Source organism: Streptomyces sp. NPDC111507 (assembly GCF_055638955.1).
The window spans coordinates 496,681-516,532 of record NZ_JBVKBU010000002.1 but is presented as its reverse complement, the minus strand read 5'-3'; the positions used below and the strand labels follow the sequence as shown (position 1 = coordinate 516,532).

Sequence of the window (19,852 nt, the reverse complement as noted above, 5' to 3'; positions counted from 1 at the left end):
TGGTGGTGTACCTGTACGGTGGCGGCAGCCGCCGTACAGGTGGTGCGAGGAAATCGCTCACACGAGTGACATCTCCATGTCTGGGTGATCGCAGCTCGGTTTGGCTGTCAATCATGACTGGATGAGCATTTCCGCGTGAATCCTGAAGTCGAATAAGACGCACGGCGTATCGGCGTGGTTGATCTTCATTTCGGCATATTCGACATTACGCTGCCGCTGTCGATCAGCGACGTCGAAAGGAATGCTGTGCCTCTCAAGCCCCATCATGGCCGTCGGTCGGCCGCGAAGTCCGGGCTCCCACGCCTGAAGTCCCGTGCCGGCAGACGTCTGGGACGGCTACGGGCCGCCGTCGTGGCCGGTGCCCTGCTCGCCGGGCTGAGTCCCCTGGGGGCCGGTGCGCCACAGGCCGCCGCCGCGACAGGGCACAAGGACGATCCGACGCAGTACTGGAACAAGGTCCTGCTCCAGACGTTCCGTAATGCGCGGGGCTGGGACGCCTCGCCCGGCAAACTCTCCAGATCCGGTGCGATGGTCTTCGCGGCGATCTACAACGCGGAGAGCGCCTATCAGTACACGTACGGAACCCTGAAGTACGAGCCGTACCTCAGCCGGCCACTGAAGTATGCCGACAAACACTCGCGGCCGCGTCCGGGCGAGGAGGAGCGGCTGATCGACCGCACGGCGTACCGGATGATCTCGCAGCTCTATCCGGGCGATCAGGCCTACATCGACGCCAAGTACAAGGCCCGGACCGGTCGCTCCCCCCACTCCTACGACCCCCTGGACCGCCTGGTGGTCGACCGCGTGGTGCGGCGGATCAACAGAGACCGGGCGGGCGACGGTTCGGACAACCCGGCGCGCTACCACGGCGACACCACCACACCTGGAGCCTGGCGGCCGACGGGTGAAGAGGCGACGGCTGACGAAGGGGCCTGCAAGCAGCCGAGCGACGCGGTGACCCCGAACTGGGGCAAGGTGAGGCCGTTCGTGCTCCGCTCCGGCTCGCAGTTCCGGCCTCCTACCCTGCGCGGCTTCACTTCCTACGCCGATCTGGTGGCCAGCCCGCAGTACGCGGCCCAGCGCGACGAGGTGCGACGGGTCGGTGCCGTCGACTCCACCGAGCGCACCTACAACCAGACCGTCATCGCTTGGTTCTGGGACCATGACCTGAACGGCACCTACCACCCCCCGGGGCAACTGCTCGAACTGACCGGGATCGTCGCCAAGAAGTTCAAGCTCGACACGTACGAGACCACCCACTTGTTCGCGCTGTCGGCGCTGTCGTTGGCGGATGCCGGGATCGCGGCCTGGGACTCCAAGTTCGACACCCCGATCAAACTGTGGCGCCCGGTGAGCGCGATCCAGGCGACGGGCGGCGCGAACGCCACCTGGGAGCCGCTCAGCGCGGACCGCGCGGGGGCACCGTTCACCCCGTGCTTCCCCGCCTGGACCTCCGGGCACGCCAACTTCACCGCTGCGTGGGCAAGCGCGATGAAGCACTTCTTCGGCCGTGACAAGGCCTCGTTCATCGCACACTCCGAGGACCCGCACACCATCAAGGCGTACCGCCGGATGGACAGCTTCAGCCAGGTCGCCCAGGAGGGCGAGTTCAGCCGACTCTGGCTGGGCGTGCACTACCGCTGGGACGCCGAGGACGGGAACATGATCGGCACCAACGTCGGCGACTACGTGTACGCCAACGCGCTGCAGCCGACACGACAGGGCCATCCGCAGCACTAGTGAAACGACAACCCCGCGCCGGCTGCCGGCGGACACGCTCACTGGGGTGAGTGAGGCGCTGGGGCGCATCGTGGATGCGCCGGCGGGTGCGACCGAAGATGAGGTTGCCGCTGCGCTGGACGCGGTACGCGTACCGACCAGTCGGCGGCAACCTCCCGCGCGGGAGGCGTCCCCTGCACCCCCTGCCCGTCCCATGTTGGAGAGCTCCTGTGTCATTCACCACGCGCAAGCGGGTGCCTGCAAGTTCCGCAGGTCAATAGGGCAATTCCTCTTTGCTCGTGAGGTACTCCCTGGCTCCGGAGCAGAACTTTCGCAGCTCGATGCTTGGAGCCGGTGTCCTCAGCTACGCCCGTCCGGTCCGGAGTCGTCCCGCTCGATCGGGAAGCGGTAGACCGTCGACCGCCGGGCCTGGAAGCCCAGACGCTCGTAAAGCCGGTTCGCTGCCGCGCGATCCGGCCGGGAGGTGAGATCAACCGTCCGGGCGCCCGCCTCCCGGGCAATCCGCAAGGCCTCCTGGGTGAGGAGGCCCGCGACTCCCCGGCCCCGCGCAACGCTGTCCACGACCACGTCTTCGACACGGGCTCGCAAGCCGGACGGCAAGGGCAGGAGCACCAGCGTCAGGGTGCCGACGATCTCATCGGATGTCCGGGCGACGAGCACCGTGGTGGCATCACACGTCACGATCCGGTCGATCGCTTCGTAACCGAGCGGGTCCGCCGTCGAAGACAATTGCGGTAGCAGCCGGGCGAAGGCATCCACGAGTTCCTGACTCGCTTCCCGGGCGATCTCCACACGGACGTCCATGCCGTGAGCCTATCCATCGCCCGGGACTGATCAGCGTCACCTCGCGCGGGTCGTACGCCTCCGTCGCCGGGCGCGTCGCCGGATCCAGGTCGTGCCGCGAGCGACCCCACACTGTTGGCCGGGTGCATCGGGCGCCGTGCGGTGCAGCAGCCCATCGGCCACCAGCCCGGCCACTGCCCGGCCGGGCATCACCAGGCAGCGAGCTGCCCTTCCCCCATGGCCATGGATTCGCGGCTGGGCCGGCTCATGTGGCTGGTCGGAACGCTGTCATGCGGAAGCCACCACCTCGCCGGCCATGACCTGGGGAGCGTTGGGGAGCAGTGACGCGAGGTTGTCCCGCACGAAGTCCGCGGCCCTCGCGATCGATTCGTCGGCACCGGCCCGGTCCTGGAAGACGCTCGTCGAGACCATTGATCCGTCCCCGGTATCGATCCAGTAGTAGGCCACGAAGCCGGGGACCTGACGCATGAGCGCCACGAACCCCTCGTTCACGAGACGTGCGGCCTCGGCCGAATCGGTCACTCCTTCGTACCGCCGGATCGCTGCGTACATCGCCAAGCTCCTCACGGCGTGCTGGGTTCGTCCTCTGCTGAGACGTCGTACCCCGGTGACGGCCGCCCGGCTCATGAGGGGTCCGGCAATCACCTGAAGGGCCGCCTTGGGTGATCCGAACGGCGGTGGTCCCGACCTCGCGTCGAACTCGGACCGCCGCGGCCGGTGGGCCGTTCATGTGGCGGGCCAGGTGCCGAGTGCGTGGGCCAGTCGGTCGCTCTGCTCTCGGGTGATGCCCCGGGCCAGGTGAGTACCGCACCGCGGGCTCAGGGACTCGTCGCAGTGCAGGATTCCGTGGAAGGGCTCCTGGCTGCCAGAGAGCGGGGAGGCGGCGGGAAGCGTCCACTCGGCCGGCTCCCACAAGGGGTGGTCCGCGAGGAGCGCTTCGGCGAGGGACGGTGCCTGCGTTGTGGGGAGGCCGACTCGCGCCAGCGCGTCGCCGAGTACGTCCGCGGCGTCCTCGGGCATGTCCTGGTCGCCGAGCGTCGGCAGCAGGAGGAGCAGGCGCGCGTGTTCGGCGTGGACTCCCGGGGCGTCGAGGTCGGGCGTGCGGGCGATGTGGTGGAGCTCTCGCCAGGAGAGTCCCGGGCCGGCGTGGTGACCGGCGACGGTGGCCAGGTGGCCGTGCCGTCCCCACTCGGGGTGGGTGATGAAGTACTCCGTCCCCGGATCCTCGGGAATGTTGCAACCGAGGACCAGCGCGGTGTGGCCGTCCGCGAACGGGATCCGGAAGACAGGCCACCGGTCCTCGTCGCGCAGTGCGTCGAAGGCCGCGTCAGCATCGGCCCCGTCGACACCGAACCACCCCGGGACGGGGTCGTACTCCTCTGTCTGGCTCAGCCACATCAGGTAGGCCGCCCAGAACCCCGGCAGTGCCAGCAGTTCCTCCCCCGCGACAACGGGGGCGTTCTCGAATCCCTCGATCAGCACCGGTCCAGGCTCTCACCCGCCTATGACAGTCCGTGGAGAACCAGGTGACCGCTGGACACCGCTCTTCGTCGGCTGCCGGGCTGGGCGTCCAAGCGGGTGTGAGCGCGGCTCGATGGCCCGTGCCAAGCTGTGCTCACCAACCCCTTCGGGAGCCCGGCTTTGGAGGAATGACGCCCATGAGAGTGGTCTCCGACCCCAGGTACACCGAAGTGGCTCTCTCCGCGTCAGCGGACGAACTGACCTGGTTGGCAAGCGCGGTGGCCCGGGGCGAGGGGTTGCTCAGCTCCACCTCTTCGCCCGGCGGCGACGCCCTGGCCGGGGTCGAGGTCCTGAAGAGTTCCGGCCCCGGCGTTCTCATCCGCCGGGACGCCGAGCGGCAGATCCTTGTGATCAGCGGTGACTCCGCCGGCAGGGCGGTGCTCGCGGAGAATCTGCGGGCCTTGGCCACGGACGAGGACGGCGGTCACCTCCACATCGACTACTTCCCCGGGCACTTCTACCTGGCCGAAGGGTCACTGCCCCTGGTGGTCGACAGCCCGCACGGAGGCATGCCGACCCGCTGAGCGGGCAGTTGGTCACGCGGGTCACGCGTGCGGCAGAGGCTGCTCCGTCCAGACGGTCTTGCCGTCGTGGCTGTAGCGGGTGCCCCACCGCTCCGTGAGCTGCGCGACCAGGAAGAGCCCGCGTCCGCCCTCGTCCGTGCTGAGGGCCCGTCGGAGGTGAGGGGACGTGTGGCTGGCGTCCGACACCTCACAGATCAGGCAGTGCGTACGGACGAGGCGCAGGGTGACGGGGCCGGTCGCGTACCGGTAGGCGTTGGTGACGAGCTCGCTGGCGACCAGCTCGGTGGTGAAGGCCAGTTCCATCAGGCCCCATTCGGTCAGTTGCGCCGTGGCCAGCTCCCTGGCACGGGCAGCGGCGGTCGCTTCCAGGGGCAGCTGCCAGGTGGCGACATCCTGTGGCGGTAGCACCTGGGTACGGGCGATGAGCAGTGCGACGTCGTCGGTGGGGAGGTGCTCCTTCGGCAGCAGCGCTTCGACCACGGCGTGGCAGGTGCTTTCCAGAGGATCGGCAACGTGGGTGACGCATGTGTGCAGGTGCTCCAGCGCGGCGTCGATGTCGCCGTTGCGCGCCTCCAGAAGACCGTTGGTGTAGAGCGTGAGCAGGCTGCCCTCGGGGAGGTCGAGGTCGTACGTTTCGAAGGGCAGCCCGCCCAGACCCAGCGGTGGACCCGCGGGCAGGTCGAGCACGGTCACCTCGCCGTCCGGGGTGGACAGCATCGGTGCCGGGTGACCGGCGCGTGCCAGGGAGCAGTGCCGGGAGACCGGATCGTAGACCGCGTACACGCAGGTGGCCCCAAGCATCTGGTCCACTGTGGACCCCCCGCTGCCGTCGGCGTTCGCCTCCAGCTCGGCGGCCAGCAGGCTGACCAGATCGTCCAGCCGTGCCACCACCTCGTCCGGTTCCAGGTCGAGGCTGGCCAGCGTGCGCACGGCGGCGCGCAGGCGGCCCATGGAGGCCGCGGCATGGAGCCCGTGGCCGACCACGTCTCCCACGACGAGTGCGACCCGGGCCCCTGACAACGGGATCACGTCGAACCAGTCACCGCCGATGCCCGGTTCACCGCTCGCCGGGAGGTAGCGGCAGGCCACCTCGACCGCCGGCAGGTCGGACACCGCACGCGGCAGCAGGCTGCGCTGCAGGGTCAGGGCGGCGCTCTGCTGCTGGGTGAAGCGGCGCGCGTTGTCGATGCAGACGGCCGCACGCGAGGAAAACTCATGGGCCACCGCGGCATCGTCGTCCTCGAAAGGCTCCGAGTGGCGCACTCGCCACAGGCTCACTACGCCCAGTACCAGGCCGCGCGCCACCAAAGGCACCACGATCAGCGAATGAACACCGAGACCCATGGCTATCTCGATCCGCCGCCGGTCCATGGCGTACCACTCGGGACGCAGGGACAGCAGCCGGTCGAGTATCGGGCGGCGCTCGGCCAGGCACCGCGCCTGCGGGGAATCCGGAAGGACCGGGACCACCTCGCCCTCCTGGTACGGGACCCGGCGTTCCGGGGGCGAGAGGGCTACTCGGAGCAGCGGACCTCTCACACTGGAGGGTGGTTCGTCACCAAGTGTCACCGGCTTCACAAGGTCCACCGAGCAGTAGTCGGCGAGGCCGTGTGCGGCCACCTCGGCCAGTTCCCGGGCCGTCTGTGCCACGTCCAGTGAGGTTCCGATCCGGGCGCTTGCCTCGTTCAGGAGGGCGAGTCTGCGTTGGGCCCGATGACGGTCGGTCACGTCCTCGATCGTCTCGGCCACGCCGAGGACCCGGCCCGCGGGGTCTTCCATCCGGAACGCCGAGACGGACACGATCCGGTCCCGGCGCGGATCATGGCGTGCCCGGGCCGACTGCTCCGTGAAGATCAACGGCTCGCCGGTCTCCAGGACGTGCCGTACCCGCTCTTCGGTCGGACCCGCGTCCTCGTCGACCATGAATTCGCGAGGGCGACGGCCCACCGGCGCCTCGGCCGGGACGCCGCTCGCCTTTTCGACCGCACGGTTGACCCGGATCACCCTGCTGTCCGGGCCGTAAGTGACCAGACCGATCGGGGACCGGCGGTACAGGCCGTCCAGCAGCGCACGGTCCCGCTGCCAGGCAATGACCTCCGAGGCGGGGGCTCCGACCAGGATCCACTCCCGACCGTCCCCGTCCCGAGTGATCGCGCGGGCCCGGAAACCCATTTCCATACGCCGTCCGTCGCGGTGCCGGACGGGCAGGACCCCGAACCAGCCCCCCGTCCTCATGGCGTCCACGACGACGGACCGCACGACAGGCAGGTCACGGGCGTCCACCAGGAGGTCCTGCCACGCCCGTCCGATCACTTCCTTGGCCGGATAGCCCAGCAGCTCCTGCGCACGTGTGCTCCAGCCGACCACGGCGCCTCGATCGTCGAGCACGGCCGAGGCGCCGCGCCCGAGGGCGAACGGATCCTCAGGACTCTCGCTGAAATGCATCGACGGCATCCCCATAGCCACCACCTTGCCTACGTGACTCCGATGTTCCTCCCCGCGCTCTCCGTTCGCGACCTTCCCGTCGACTCAGGCCGGCCCGGCCACGTCTCCGATACCTCCGGCTGCTTCTCCGGTACCTCCTTGTCGAGGTACTGCTGGTGGCTGCGGTTGCCAGGGCTGATGCGTCCCGAAGTACGCTCACCTCTTGGAGCTCTGCCGTCTGGTGCTCGCCCAAAGCCTGCTGCTGAAGGGCGAGTTGGACGGCGCGGAGGCGACATCCAGCCGTCCGAGCTCGCTTCGCCCATGCGCGGTACGGGTAAACCTCCGCCATGGAGACGTTGTCGATCGTTCTGCCGGTTGCCGCGACTGTCTCGGTGGCGGCTCTGGCATTCTTCCAGTGGGCCCGCAGTGAAAAGCGACAGGCCGGCAATGACCATGCGACACGGCAAGCACTGGATATAGAGCAACGTCGAAATTTGGCAGCACCATTTCGCCAAGAACGCGCAGCCGCTCTCCGGGCGCTGATCGACACCCTCAAGCAGCTGGAGCTGAATTCCCGCTGGAACGCGGGCAGTCAGGACATGAGGGCTGAGATTCCTAAGCTGAATTCATTCCTCATTCAAAATCGCGCATTGCTCGGGCAGTACGAGTGCGAGCTCGCGCGGCAATTCTTGGAAGGTCTGACCTGGATTGACCAATATCAGGAGCAGCGCCGCGACAGCTGGAGAGAATACCGTCAGTCGGAGATAGAGTCCGGTCGTGCAGATCCTGGCGAATATGAAAGCTCGTGGGCGGACACGAGGGCGTCGGACATCCCGCACGCGGAAATGTGGGACGCCGTTAGGAAGTGGGAATCGGCCGGAGAAGCCCTGGAGTCACGTCTCCGAGATGTGCTTCAGGGGAAAGATCTCCCCTTGTAAGCGGCTCCATGCCCAGTAGGCGCAGAGCCGCAGCTCAGGCCGCGCTGATGAGGAAAGGGAACCTCTGCCGGGCGTCAGAGAAGCCTGGCGAGGGAGGCCGGGGAGGGTTTTCCGCGGCGTCGGCGCGGTGGGCACAGGCCGGAAACACGAGCCGGACAATGCCGCCGACCGACTCTGGCGACTGCAGGTCTTCGGCACCCGAAAGGTACTACTGGTGCTTGCCTCCCTTGATGGCATCTTCCGGGACGACGTACCAGGCGTCCACAGCAGGAGTGCCGTGCATCGGGGCCGGCGGAACCTTCGTAAGGTCCACCGCAAGGTCGACCGTCACGCAGCCGTAGCCGCCGTGCCCGCCACCTGCGTTGCGGGATCTGAGCGTGCAGCGCGCTGCTCACCGGATCGGAGCCGGTCAGCAGCGCCTTCAACGTCCTCGTCGCGTCCTGGAAGAGAGACTCAGGCATTCGCCTTGGCCACGCCGACCGGGTACGAAACCCCCGTCCCGCCGTGCCTGTGCTGTCATGTGGCCCGCCGGCCGCGGTTTACCGTCCGGTGGGCCGGCCCGTCACCCCAGGTGGTGGGTAAGAGATTCGTGTTCCGCGGGATAAGGACGTTCCTGTGGCAGCAGCCGGGTCGCGGAGGCCAAGTCACCATCGTTGACGAGGGCGTGGATCTCGTGAGCGAGCGGGGTCACGTCCCGGATGGCGATCGTCCACTCGTCCGCGTAGCGTCGTGCGGCCTCACCGGAGAGACCCAGTTGCAAGGACCGGTACGGCAGGCGTTGGAGGTGCAGGTCCCGTTCAGGGTCCCACTGCACACGGGTGGGCGCGTGTTTCAACTGACGTTGCCAGGTGGCGCGGTCGGGATGCACCCCACGGGCGTAGCTCGACAGACACGCGTGGCGCAGTGCCCAGTCGAAGCCGTCACGGCTGATCTCGACAGCGAGGACGGTCTCCTGCCCCGCTTTCGCGCCCCAGCCGCAGCGGTACATCATCCACAGGAATGACGGCTTGATCCACGTCATCCTGTCCCGCTTCCACGTGGCGGGGAAACGGCCCTCGCGTACGGCGGGCAGACCGATCTCCGGCGAGTACGCCTGGTAGACGGTGATCGTGGACTCCGTGTAGGCGGCACGGATGCCGCGTTGCGGTGCTTCCATGGCGTACAGCGTGGGGTCGGCGGGCACGGACGGCCACTGATTTTCGGCTGCCGTGCGCTGCGACGGAGGGCGCCCGTCGCAGCATCGTGCGAGTTGCCGGTGCCACGGCCGGCCTCTTCATGCGCCTGGTCTCACGGCACTGGCTACTTGTCCGTGGTGTCCAGCGCCGGAGCTACACCCGTCGGGCAGGACGCCCCCAGTCGCCTTCGGACGCGGTACTCAGCTTGACCCCTGTTGTGCCGTGTGACCCGTCGCTCACCTCGTGCGGTGGGCGAGCAGACGGCCGACACCATGTCACGTCGGCTCATCGGTTCCTGCTCAGGACCCGTACCTGGCCTGCGGGGCGGTGAGCCGGTCGACGACGAGCGCGAGCCAGCCGCTGGGTGAATACGGTGCCGGAGGGTCGACCTCCATGCCCAGCTCGGCAACGGCGAGGGCGTGGTCGGACTCGTCGAGGTCGAGCGTGAGGAGTTCGTGCAGCTCGCCGACGAGCCGGGCGACGAGATGGGGGTCGGTGAAGGTCCGGTAGTCGTCGACGGCCGCGTCGTGGTCGTTGAACTCGTCCGGCATGTCCTGCGAGAACCAGCCGCCGAGGAACTGGCCCAGCTCGGGGAAGCGGGCGCGCCATTCCCAGTGGGTGGCGGGGGTGTCCGGGGGCGGGGCCTCGCCCTCCTCGATGCTGTGCTTCAGGTGATCGGCGAGGCAGTGCAGCCACTGCCGGATCTCGTCTTCGGGCAGGCCTACGTCGGGGATCGCGTAGAACTCCCCGAGGCGAAGCCGCAAGCGCCCCGGCGGATTCTCGGCGTAGTCCCGCAGCTGTCGCTCGGCGATGGCGAGAGCCCACGGTCGCGTGTGCCAGGTCTGCCGGAGATAGGCAGTCAGGGCTTGACTGGCCGCGTCCGGGGTGTCGTCGGCCGGCTGCCCGGCGTAGGCGCGGATCACCTGGTCGAGTTCGCCGTAGCGGCGGTCGTGTTCGAGGGGGCTCAGGGGCACGGTGGTCAGCCTCTACGGGTCGTCTCTACAGGTAGATGGGGAAGGTGGTGTGGACGGTGAAGCCGTGGGGGCGGGAGGTGTCCCGCTTGAGGACCACGCGGGCCGCCCGGACATCGACGGGCTTCCGCCCGGCCAGCATCATCGCCTGCAGAAGGACGCGTCCGGCCGGCTCGGGCCGGGACGGCCGGGACGCCTCGATGGTCAGGCGCGAGCGCGTGGACTGGGCCAGCCAGCGATGGATGGCCTGCTCGTTGACGGTGACGACCTGCTGGGTGGCCCACTGGGCGGTCTCGCGGTCGGGGTAGGTGGCGGAACGGGTGCGCACCTTCGGTGTCCTCTCCTGGGAGCTGTGGGGGCAGCGATTGGCTAGTCGTCCTCGAAGCGCCAGAGCACCAGGACGTTCTCATCCGACACCCCGATGAGACAGATGTCGATGGTGGTGCCGGCAAGGGCATTGGCGTGAAAGGACGAGGCCAGGAAGTCGGCCTCTTCACCGTCTTCCGCGTGCCCATGATTGGTGAAGAAGCGCGCGTCATTCCCCACGGCGTTCAGGACGTCGCGCAGACAGACGTCGCGTTCCACATCCGGTGTGCGAAGGGATTCCAGAGGGCCGTACAAAAGAGATCCGACCGAAATCAGCCCGGCCAGATCCAGGGCTTTGGTGGGTGCGACCTGCAGGATCCCGTCTCGCAATTCCGTGCGGTCGACCTGCCGGAGTACGGGATGCTCCTGGATCGTGTTCATGACGGTGTCATGCCAGTCCGCGCCTTCGCGTGCCACGAGCGCGGCGAAAGACTGACCTTCGTCGAAACGCCCCTGTACGCAGGCGGGCAGGCCCGTCTTCCTCTCCATCACAGATCCTCCCACGGTGTGCTCACGGCAGCGTCGGCATGGACGTATAGACCACATAGGGCGGGTGAAGGCCATTCTTGTATTTAAGTACGACCTTCACGGTGTGTGTGTCCTGCGCCGCACTTGCCTGAGGGCTCCCTACCTCAACGGTACGCCCGGTCGCAGAATTGAACCCAACCGGATCCAGAGTCAGAATTGAACTGTCCCTACGCGGCCTGGAAAGCCACTTCTCGATCTTTTCCTGATTGTCAACGCCTGCGTTCTGCTGACCTGAATTAGCGGGCGGTCCCACATATTCCAGCGCGTCTTGTGTGTATTTCTGTGCGGAGGTCAGATCGGTGAAGCTGGAAGCGGCGTCGATCGTGGGCTGATCCCTGAGTCGCTGCGCGAGCTGCTCGTCGGTCTTGCCCACGTGTTTGTCGATGATGTGGCTCCCGTGGACTCCCTCCTGGTTCGCCAGGTCGATCGGATACACGTGGTTGGCTTCGTTGTCCCCCGGCACCGTGTACAGCGGGTTTCCCTTGAAATCGGTCAGGGCCCGCGCACCGAACGCCTCGGCCCTGGCCGACTCGGCATTGAAGGTCGGTGCGCTCGTGTAAGCCTCGTCCAGAGCCGGCAGCAGCGACTTGATTGCATGGGCCTGGCGGTGGACACGGTTGTTGTAGGCCGACACGGCGTCGTTCAGGGCGCCCTCGTCGATGTCCAGCACGATGCCGACCGAGAGGTCCGTGACCAGGCCCTTGCCCGCTTCCCACAGTCCTTTCACCAGGCTCTTGGCGTCCGTGACGTCCACATCTCTGGGATCGAGTTGTTTGAGACTGTCGATGACGGCTTGGCGGTAGATCCGGTGCACGTCGTGTCTGACGTCTTCGGCCGCCTTGGCGACGGCATAGACCGCGTCGACCATGGCGTCGCACGTGTCGAACAGGACGGCGAAGACGGGGTGGCTGGTCCCCCTTCTCTTGGCGTCGTCATTGGACCAGTCGTGTCCCTCGCGGGTTTTGCCCCAGGCGGAGGTTCCCCACAACGTGCTGCAGAACGTGCGCATCGCGTTGTACCAGTCCTGATTGGTCTGGTCCGTGATGGTGCCGACGAGGCCCGTGAGCGTTCCGTCCACCATGCCGAGCGTGGTCTGTGGCATCCGCCATGTCTGGGAGATCGAGTTCAGGCGCAGGTGGTTGGGCAACGGCAGGATCGTCGCCGCTTTGCCCCAGCGGCACTCGTGCTCCAGCAAAGGCCGCATGACGGCCAGGACCGCGGCCTCCAGGCCTTCCAGGGCCTCCTGCATCCAGTCCTGGCCGGCGTCGATGTCCCCCCACTTGAAGTCGGTGACGGGACCGTATTTCGGGGGTGTGGTGATGACGTGGGGGATGGGCCGGTGCGTCGTGTGCCCTGCCGGAGAGGGGTGTGTGGCGGCGTCGGCCGCCGCGTAGTTGTTGGCAGTGGTCGTGAAGCCGACCGCGGCGCCGCCGACGCTCACCACGGACTTGGCCCATACCTCGAGGAACCTGTCGGCGACTTGCAGGTAGCCGGTCGTGAAGTCCTTCATGGCCGCCCCTCTGCCGCCGCCGTCGGGGTACCGGGCCAGTTCGTCGAGGAACGACTTGATGCCCCGGTCCAGGGGGTCCTGCTGCCCGGCCACACCTGTCGAGACCCCGTACAGGACGGACGGGGTCACGTCGATCGTTCCGCTCTTTGGAGCCGGCGGAGTGGCCATCAAACGGCTCCCCAACCGCGCAGCACTGCTCGGTGTGCTGCCGCGTAGTTGGCGTGGCCGGTGGCGACGTAGGCGTGGAGCCACTTCTGGGCTGCCTGTAGGTCCTGTGCGGAGCGGTCCCAGTCGTTGAGTTTCTGGACGAAGACCTCGCGGGCCTCACCCTTCCACGACAGGACGACGGACTGGACACGCTCGTACAGGCTCTCCAGCTTGTCGTTGAGCTGCTTGAGGATGTCCTCCAGTTCGGTGGCGAGTTCGTGGAGGGTGGAGAAGGAGATGGTGATGTGACCGTCGTCGGCGGCGGGCGCGGTCGACATGATCCCCCTTGGTGTCGGCAACTGGGCGTGCGAATCGAGTACTTGGTGCGCGGCTGCTCAGGTCAGAAGGAGTCGAGGCTGCTGCGCGGTGGTGACGAAGCACCGCCCGTCCCGGTCTCCGGGTTGGGAGTGGAGAGCTTGTCGACTTCGCTGTTGATGTCCACCTGGATGCGCTGCATCTGTGCGAGCACCTCCAGGTCGTGTTCGCTGAACCCGTCCCGGCCCAGCCGTACGGCCTCCTCCAGCAGCTTCATCACTTCACGGATGCGTACGGAGTCCTCGGTGGCCGCCCGGTGGAACTCCCGGTACGCCGTGGCCGCCGGGCCGCGCCAGCCGGCCTCGATGCGGTCGACGATCGTGTCCATGCGCTTGACCTGCTTGTCGAGATGGTCCTGCATGTCGCCGAGGTCACCGGCGAGCTTCGTCAGGCCCTTCGACGACACACGCAGATCGGGGCCGCCTCCCTCGTCCGCGCTTGCGCCGATTACTCCCATGCCGCATCCCCCGTCTGGTCGGCATCTTGTGTCCCAACAGACTTGAGGATCTTACGGAAGGGACACCATTAACGGATGTACGGGGGGGGAAGAGAGCGAGACGACAGACAGCGGCGTGCTCAGGCCTCGGCAGACGCGACGCCGGTCAGGTACGTCGCCACCCACGCGGCCGTGGTGTCATGCGATCGGTGATCGACGCCACGGCCGGTTGGCCGGAAGCTCAGGCCGGTTCAGTTACTCCTCCGGTACTTCCGGCGCCGAAGCGATACCCGTCGGGCAGGAAGCCGCCCGTTCGTTTCGAAGGTGGTACTTGGCTTGACCCCGTCCCGCCGATCCCGCAGTACCCGTTCATGGTGCGGTCAAGATACTGCTGGTGACTGCTCTCGCCTGGTCGGAGTGGGTGTGCTCAGCGTTCGACGAAGCGAGGCTCCGGCCATGCGGTGATGGGCTCGCGGGACGCCGAGTAGAGCTCCAGGAGCGAGAGATAGCCGTCCTCCGTGAACACCATTACCCCGGTGGCCTCCGGCACGACGTACCAGGCATCCGCAGCCGGATTGCCGTGAGTCGGTGCCGGTGGCACCGCGGCGCGATCCACTGCCAGGTCTACGGTCGCGCAGTCGTATCCGCACGTGTTCGCCACCTGCGTGTGCGGGATCTGAGCGCGAAGGGCGCTGCTCACCGGATCCGTGCCGGTCAGCAGCGCCCGCAAGGTCTCCGTAGCCCGCTGGGAGAGGGGCTCAGCCATCTGCCTCGGCGACACCGACCGGGCACGAAACGCCCGTCCCTACGAGGGTGTACCGATGCGACCCATGACGAACTCCACGGGCACGAGACGAGCAGCGATCTATTGCCGGATCAGCCAGGACCGGGGAGGTGCCGGACTCGGATGCCAGAAGGTCACCGGATGCCCGTCGACCACCAGCGGCTGTTCGAGATCCTCGACGACACGAGCCGCCGGAAACCCCTCGCCCGCCAGCCACCGCGACACGGCCACCTCTTTGTGGGCCGCCGACAGATACTCGACCGACCACGCTATACGCACGATCACTGGCACCGAGGTGAGCCGGAAGAGCGCGTTCTCCCCGAGACGGATCAACTCCGCGCCTCTGTCATCGAGCCCCGCAGCCCGGCAGGCGGCAACCATCACCCGCGCAGCCCCCGCCGACGTGAACCCCTCTTCCGATCGAGCAGCGCCAACCGCCATGCCCGTACCAGCTCCGCTAGTCGCGCGCGATCAACCAGCGCACACCTATGGGTGACCAACCCGACGCACGCCAGACACGACCTCGACCGTACCCATCCACAGACGGTTCTCAAGGAGCGAACTTCCGCAGGCACCGACGAAAGGGGGACGCGAGAGCTCTCAGCTTGGGAAGCTGAGGGCATTTGCGGCTTACTCCGAGGCTGACGTGCGGCTGAGTCGTATCGGCGCCCGGTGCGAGGTCGGCCGGTTCCCCCGTGTTCCCCGTGGTTTCCCGTACGATCTGGCACGGATCTGGCACGACCGCACGGGGTCGGCTGTCCGTCCGCGGGTTCGCAGGTACCGCTGGAGCCGGTACCGCAGCAGTCCGGCCTGGCCGGTGCCCAGGCCGCCTGGGCGGTGCTTTCGGCGCAATTCAGCTTCCTCGTCTCGCCGCCCCCGCCAGAATCCATGCTTCGACCGCCTCGTACTGCTGGCGCTGTTCCTCGGCCTTTTGCCGCCCGGAGATCTTTGTCCCTGTCCAGCCGAGAGCGAAGCCCAGAGGTATGGAGACAAGGCCGGTGGTGGTGAACGGGAACCAGTTGAAGTTGGAGTGCGGGAAGGCGGAGAAGGGGGAACCGGAGACGAGGTTGGTGCCGGTCATGAGGACGAGGGTGGCGAGTGTGCCGCCGATCAGGGTCCACAGCAGACCCGTGCGGGTGTAGCGGCGCCAGAAGAGGCTGTAGACCAGTGCCGGTGCGAGTGCGGATGCACCGATGGAGGCCGACAGCAGAGCCAACGGCTGCAGATTGTGGTGCTGGACGAGGGTGGCCAGCAGGATGGTGGGGGCGCCCACCGCCAGGGCGGAGACCCGGGCGATGGTCATCTCGCGGCGGGGAGTCGTATCACGGTGCGCGAGCAGGTCGTGCGCGAGGGTGTTGGCACAGGCCAGGATCATGCTGGCGACCGATGCGAGCAGGGTGAGGAAAAGCGCCGTTGTGACCATGGTGAACAGGAACGTTTCGGACGTCGAAACGCTCGTTCCGAGCGCGGCCCGTGAGCCCAGCAGATACGCGGTCCTGCCCGTCGGGTCGGCACCGGCGATCGTCGTGCGCCCGATCAGCGCCGTTGCCCCGATGCTGACGACCGTGCAGATCAGCATGAACAGTGCGACGCACGACACAGCCCAGGACATGGACCGGCGCACCTGACGGGCACTGGTCGCGGTGTACATGCGCATGGTGACGTGCGGCAGGCAGGCGCCGCCGAGGATGACGGTGAGCTCCGAGCTGATCATGTCGAGCCGGGGGCTGGGGCCACCCGCGAACTGGAGACCGGAGTGCAGGAAGGCCGACCCCACGCCGCTGTGCGCTGCCGCGGCGGAGAACAGCTTGCCCAGGTCCCAGTCGAACTGCCGCAGAATCAGCGCGGCCACGACCGCGCCGGAGCCGAACAGCATCACGATCTTCAAGACCTGGATGAGGGCTGTGCCCTTCATACCGCCGATCACCGCGTAAGTGATCATCAGTGCGCCGATCCCGACGATGCATCCAGTCTTCAGCGAGTCACTGGAAAAGCCAAGGATGAAAGCCAGCAGATCACCGGTGCCGGCGAGCTGGATGAGCATCATCGGCAGCAGGGCCGCGATCGTCGCCACACACGCGGCGATGCGCACCTTGCGGCCGGGCATCCGCCGCGCAAGCACGTCGCCCATGGTGAACCGGCCCGCGTTGCGCAACGGTTCGGCCAGCAGGAACATCAGCAGCATGAGGGAGAGGGCTATGCTCAGTGCCAGGACGACGCCGTCGTACCCGTCGAGCGCGATCACCCCACCTGTGGACAGGACCGTCGCCGCGGAAATGTAATCCCCAGCGATGGCAAGGCCGTTGCGCATCGGCGACAGCGCCCCGTACCCGGTGTAGAACTCGTCGAGGTCGTCACCGTCAGGTCCTGTCATCACGCACAGCAGCAGGATGATCGTAGCGACCGTCGTGAATGCCACCAAAGACATCGCTTGCGTGGAACTGCTGAAACCGCTCACTGAGCCACTCCCCGCTTCACGTCCAGCTCGGCGTGCTTGCGAATGCGGTCCGCAATCGGGTCGACCCTGCGGCGCGCGGCGTGCTCGTACAGCCCAACCGACAGACAGGTGACGGGTACCTGGAGCAGCCCGAGAAGCAGCCCCGTGGACAGGCCGCCTGAGACAGTGCCCGTCATCAACGACGGTGCGAACGCGGACAGCACAAGAAAGAGCGTGAAGTATCCGAGCGCCGTCAACGTCGCCACGCGCCGCTGGGTGCGGTAGGCGCGGCGCAACATACGTAGGTCGCTGTGGTGACCGAGTCCCGCGTGAGGCGACGTCGTCCCACTGTCGAAGTCCTGATGCTGCTGCCACGCGTAGATGACATCGGAAGAGGAGAAATGAGGCGCGGGGCGGTACGGCGCTCCTGACCGGTGCGGCTGGTATTCGGGATAAGGGAACGGATCTGGCATCCCGTTTCTCCTCATGCGACTCATGGCCCCATACGGGACCGAAGGGAAGCGGGGGGTGCGCGCACGCTACCCAGCAGGTATGGACCTGCGCCAGACTCTGGCCAAACTGAACAGTTGGTATGCAGCAGATCGATGGCTGTATCAACTACTTCTGTTCGGCGCCGGGGAATCACGGGCCACTGGCCTCGATATTTCGTGACGGCCCGTTGGTTCATCCAGTGGGCCGTTTCGGCTGCTCAGGCAGGATTCGGCAGTGCCTGGAGTCGCGCGAACGCGGTGGTGATCAGCTGGGGCCAGTGCTGGGCCAGTGCTGGGCCAGGCGGAGCCAGCGGCACCCTTCGCGGCACCTCCGGCAATGCCGTGATGGCGACGAGGGTTGCAGTCGCGGTGCCGAAGGATTGCGGTGATGCTGTCAGCGGGAGCGTGGCCGGCCTCGCGCGGGCAGTGTGCGTCGGCCTCATCCTTATCAGGTCGATCAACAGGGCTGCGGGACCTCCGCGAGCCTCCCCCATGCCTCGATCTGCCTGCCGCTGAGGTTCAGCGTCGATCGGCACCGTTCGCGCCTGTTGGTGTCAGCTGTTGGTGTCAGGAATCCGGGCGGTCTTGACTGGGCGGCCCGTCAGACTCCCGCGCCCACGCGAAGGGCATGGGTTCGGTGGTGTCCACAACCCAGGGTTCAGGGTACCGAGCGTGACATCCTGCGCATCGAGCGACGAATGTCCCGACCTCGGGGTTCGTCAGGACGCTGTAGTGCGACGAAGGCAGCGCGCGCATCACGTAGCCGTTGGCGGTCGTTTCAAGTGCTGGCCACGCGGGCGAGCACTCACACGGCACGGCCCTCGCGAAGTCCTCGTCGCCAGGTGTGTGATGCGTCTTCGTGAACTTCTTGTAGAGCTCCCTCAACGGGTGCACGTTGTCCCCTCCCCAGAGGCCGCTTGGCGTGATCACGTGGGCCCCATGAGCCGCACAGACTATCCCGAGGCCGGCGGAGCGGCTTTGAGCCTCAACCCACCAGTCTCCGCAGCTCGCCACTACGGACCCGGAGCCGGAAACGGCGCCCCCTCCATCCCGGTGCCGGCCGATCCCCCGCCGGAGGCGCAGAGGGGCCGAGCCCAAGGGGCCAGCCCGCGCCTCGCGCGGGCCCTTGAAAGCCGTACAGGAAGTTGTAACTCGGAAATAGCCGAAGCGGGCCGAGCGGGACTGACTCGCAGCTGCGAGGGACAGCAGCACTGAGCCCCTTCCTTGATCAAGGAAGGGGCGGGTTCTTGTCGAGGTACTGCTGGTGGCAGTGCTCAATGGCCAAGAGGGGCCGCTGCGGCGTATGCGACGAGGTTCGCGAAGCGCAGCCACACGAGCAGATGACCGTTCAGGGGCGCGTAGCCCGGACGGATGAGGCTCTCGATTCGGAGGATCGTCTCGGCCAGGGCGTCTCGCGTCGGGGCGTCCACATGGCCGAGGTTCGTGAGGTACGAGGTGGCACAGCTGTCGAGGCGGGCGTGCAGGTCGGCCGGCTGCTGGGCCTGGTTGTCGCGGTACAGACTCTCGTCCGGGAAGGGAAAACGCTGGAACGTCGTGTGGTGGTTCGCTACGGCAGCGATGAGTCCCAAGCGAGAGGGTTCCGTTTCGCTGGGCCAGCGGGGTCCCGTCATCTGCGGTGTGTCGATGCGGCGTGGGGTGCGTCGGCCGGCCGTTTTCTCCGCGTGACGCCGGACGGCGAAGGCATCGACCTCGTTGAGCCGGACCGCTCGGCTGGCTTCCAAGGTCTCCAGCGCGCGCAGCAGGGCCGCCGGGTCTCTGCGGAGATCAGGGGAAGGGCGTGCCGTCGCGGCGAGGTAGGCCCAGGTCGCGTTGAAGCCCAGTGGACAGTACTGCCCGACGGCACATCTGAGGGAGGTGTGCCGTCGGGCGAGTGGCAACTGCTTGTCGCGCACCCTGCGCGCGTAGGTTCTGAAGCCCATCCGGCGACGTCAGCCTGCGGCCTTGGCCACGCCGGTCGGGCAGGACACGCCGGTGCCGCCCAGGCCGCAGTACCCGTCCGGGTTTTTGCTGCCTGAAAGGTACTGCTGGTGGTAGGCCTCGGCCGGGTAGAAGGTGCGGTCCTTCGCGGGGAGGAGTTCGGTGGTGATGGTGCCGTAGCCGGAGGAGGTCAGGACCTTCTGGTAGGCGGCGCGGGAGGCGGTCGCGGTGGCTGCCTGGGCGGGGGTGTGGGTGTGGATGGCGGAGCGGTACTGGGTGCCGACGTCGTTGCCCTGGCGGAAGCCCTGGGTCGGGTTGTGGGACTCCCAGAAGACCTGGAGGAGGCGCTCGTAGGAGATCAGGCCGGGGTCGTGGACCACGCGGACGACCTCCGTGTGGCCGGTCAGGCCCGAGCAGACCTCCTCGTACGTGGGGTGCTCGGTGAAGCCGCCCTGGTAGCCGACCAGGGTCGTGTACACGCCCGTAGGGAGCTGCCAGAACTTGCGCTCGGCGCCCCAGAAACAGCCCATGCCGAAGTCGGCGATCTCCAGGCCCTCAGGGTAGGGGCCGAGGAGGGGGTTGCCGAGGACGGTGTGCCGGCCGGGGACCGTGAAGATCGGCTCCGGGCGGCCGAGCAGTGCCTGTTCGGCGGTCGGGAGCTGAGGGGTACGGCTGTGCAGGAACATGCGGTCTCCACGGGGTCACAGGGGCACGGGGCCGGGGCGCCGCGGTGTTCAACGGGT

The 19,852-nt window shown here is 67.3% G+C and carries 19 protein-coding genes and 1 pseudogene; 3 read left to right on the top strand and 17 right to left on the bottom strand.

What is annotated here, in order from left to right:
* The first annotated feature begins 246 nt into the window (after positions 1–246).
* Positions 247–1,740, top strand: a complete 1,494-nt coding sequence (locus ACZ7M2_RS09820) for a vanadium-dependent haloperoxidase (protein ID WP_471594822.1) — start codon at positions 247–249, stop codon at positions 1,738–1,740.
* A 339-nt stretch (positions 1,741–2,079) separates the two neighbouring features.
* On the opposite strand, the gene ACZ7M2_RS09815 is transcribed toward ACZ7M2_RS09820, so the two are convergent.
* The 3 genes from ACZ7M2_RS09815 to ACZ7M2_RS09805 form a co-directional block, all read right to left on the bottom strand.
* Positions 2,080–2,544, bottom strand: coding sequence for a GNAT family N-acetyltransferase (locus tag ACZ7M2_RS09815; RefSeq protein ID WP_471594821.1), 465 nt, complete (start codon positions 2,542–2,544; stop codon positions 2,080–2,082).
* 267 nt (positions 2,545–2,811) lie between these two features.
* Positions 2,812–3,096, bottom strand: coding sequence for a hypothetical protein (locus tag ACZ7M2_RS09810; protein ID WP_352049798.1), 285 nt, complete (start codon positions 3,094–3,096; stop codon positions 2,812–2,814).
* 174 nt (positions 3,097–3,270) lie between these two features.
* Positions 3,271–4,026: a hypothetical protein gene (locus tag ACZ7M2_RS09805; RefSeq protein ID WP_471594820.1), complete on the bottom strand. Its 756-nt coding sequence runs from the start codon at positions 4,024–4,026 to the stop codon at positions 3,271–3,273.
* 176 nt (positions 4,027–4,202) lie between these two features.
* Here ACZ7M2_RS09805 and ACZ7M2_RS09800 point away from each other — a divergent pair, with 176 nt between their 5' ends.
* Positions 4,203–4,589, top strand: a complete 387-nt coding sequence (locus tag ACZ7M2_RS09800; protein ID WP_471594819.1) for an Imm32 family immunity protein — start codon at positions 4,203–4,205, stop codon at positions 4,587–4,589.
* Between the two features lie 21 nt (positions 4,590–4,610).
* Here the strand turns inward: ACZ7M2_RS09800 and ACZ7M2_RS09795 are convergent, their stop codons facing one another.
* Positions 4,611–7,049: a SpoIIE family protein phosphatase gene (locus ACZ7M2_RS09795; RefSeq protein ID WP_471594818.1), complete on the bottom strand. Its 2,439-nt coding sequence runs from the start codon at positions 7,047–7,049 to the stop codon at positions 4,611–4,613.
* A gap of 311 nt (positions 7,050–7,360) precedes the next feature.
* On the opposite strand from ACZ7M2_RS09795, the gene ACZ7M2_RS09790 reads away from it, so the two are divergent.
* On the top strand, positions 7,361–7,951 hold the full coding sequence (locus ACZ7M2_RS09790) for a hypothetical protein (RefSeq protein WP_471594817.1): 591 nt from the start codon (positions 7,361–7,363) through the stop codon (positions 7,949–7,951).
* Positions 7,952–8,513: 562 nt separating this feature from the next.
* Here ACZ7M2_RS09790 and ACZ7M2_RS09785 read toward each other — a convergent pair.
* From ACZ7M2_RS09785 to msrA, 13 genes and pseudogenes are all read right to left on the bottom strand, one after another.
* Positions 8,514–9,107, bottom strand: a complete 594-nt coding sequence (locus ACZ7M2_RS09785; protein ID WP_471594816.1) for a DUF4291 domain-containing protein — start codon at positions 9,105–9,107, stop codon at positions 8,514–8,516.
* Positions 9,108–9,425: 318 nt separating this feature from the next.
* Positions 9,426–10,100: a contact-dependent growth inhibition system immunity protein gene (locus ACZ7M2_RS09780; protein WP_471594815.1), complete on the bottom strand. Its 675-nt coding sequence runs from the start codon at positions 10,098–10,100 to the stop codon at positions 9,426–9,428.
* A gap of 25 nt (positions 10,101–10,125) precedes the next feature.
* Positions 10,126–10,425 (bottom strand): RNase A-like domain-containing protein, encoded by a 300-nt coding sequence (locus ACZ7M2_RS09775; RefSeq protein WP_471594814.1) that lies wholly within the window; start codon positions 10,423–10,425, stop codon positions 10,126–10,128.
* A 41-nt stretch (positions 10,426–10,466) separates the two neighbouring features.
* Positions 10,467–10,952, bottom strand: coding sequence for a hypothetical protein (locus tag ACZ7M2_RS09770; RefSeq protein WP_471594813.1), 486 nt, complete (start codon positions 10,950–10,952; stop codon positions 10,467–10,469).
* Positions 10,953–10,974: 22 nt separating this feature from the next.
* Positions 10,975–12,669, bottom strand: a complete 1,695-nt coding sequence (locus ACZ7M2_RS09765; protein ID WP_471594812.1) for an RNase A-like domain-containing protein — start codon at positions 12,667–12,669, stop codon at positions 10,975–10,977.
* Positions 12,669–12,986 (bottom strand): WXG100 family type VII secretion target, encoded by a 318-nt coding sequence (locus ACZ7M2_RS09760; RefSeq protein WP_471594811.1) that lies wholly within the window; start codon positions 12,984–12,986, stop codon positions 12,669–12,671. Before ACZ7M2_RS09760 ends, ACZ7M2_RS09765 begins: the two co-directional genes overlap by 1 nt.
* 62 nt (positions 12,987–13,048) lie before the next feature.
* Complete coding sequence (locus ACZ7M2_RS09755) at positions 13,049–13,480, bottom strand: WXG100 family type VII secretion target (RefSeq protein ID WP_471594810.1); 432 nt, start codon at positions 13,478–13,480, stop codon at positions 13,049–13,051.
* 406 nt (positions 13,481–13,886) lie between these two features.
* Complete coding sequence (locus ACZ7M2_RS09750) at positions 13,887–14,225, bottom strand: hypothetical protein (protein WP_471594809.1); 339 nt, start codon at positions 14,223–14,225, stop codon at positions 13,887–13,889.
* A 141-nt stretch (positions 14,226–14,366) separates the two neighbouring features.
* A pseudogene (locus tag ACZ7M2_RS09745) lies at positions 14,367–14,684 on the bottom strand (aminoglycoside phosphotransferase family protein); the annotation flags it as partial.
* 412 nt (positions 14,685–15,096) lie between these two features.
* Positions 15,097–16,671 (bottom strand): sodium/solute symporter, encoded by a 1,575-nt coding sequence (locus tag ACZ7M2_RS09740; RefSeq protein ID WP_471594808.1) that lies wholly within the window; start codon positions 16,669–16,671, stop codon positions 15,097–15,099.
* A 26-nt stretch (positions 16,672–16,697) separates the two neighbouring features.
* On the bottom strand, positions 16,698–17,153 hold the full coding sequence (locus ACZ7M2_RS09735; protein ID WP_471594807.1) for a DUF485 domain-containing protein: 456 nt from the start codon (positions 17,151–17,153) through the stop codon (positions 16,698–16,700).
* 1,292 nt (positions 17,154–18,445) lie between these two features.
* Positions 18,446–19,111, bottom strand: a complete 666-nt coding sequence (locus tag ACZ7M2_RS09730) for a hypothetical protein (RefSeq protein WP_471594806.1) — start codon at positions 19,109–19,111, stop codon at positions 18,446–18,448.
* Between the two features lie 9 nt (positions 19,112–19,120).
* A complete protein-coding gene (msrA, locus tag ACZ7M2_RS09725; protein ID WP_471594805.1) occupies positions 19,121–19,795 on the bottom strand; it encodes a peptide-methionine (S)-S-oxide reductase MsrA in 675 nt (224 codons plus the stop codon).
* Positions 19,796–19,852: the final 57 nt, after the last annotated feature.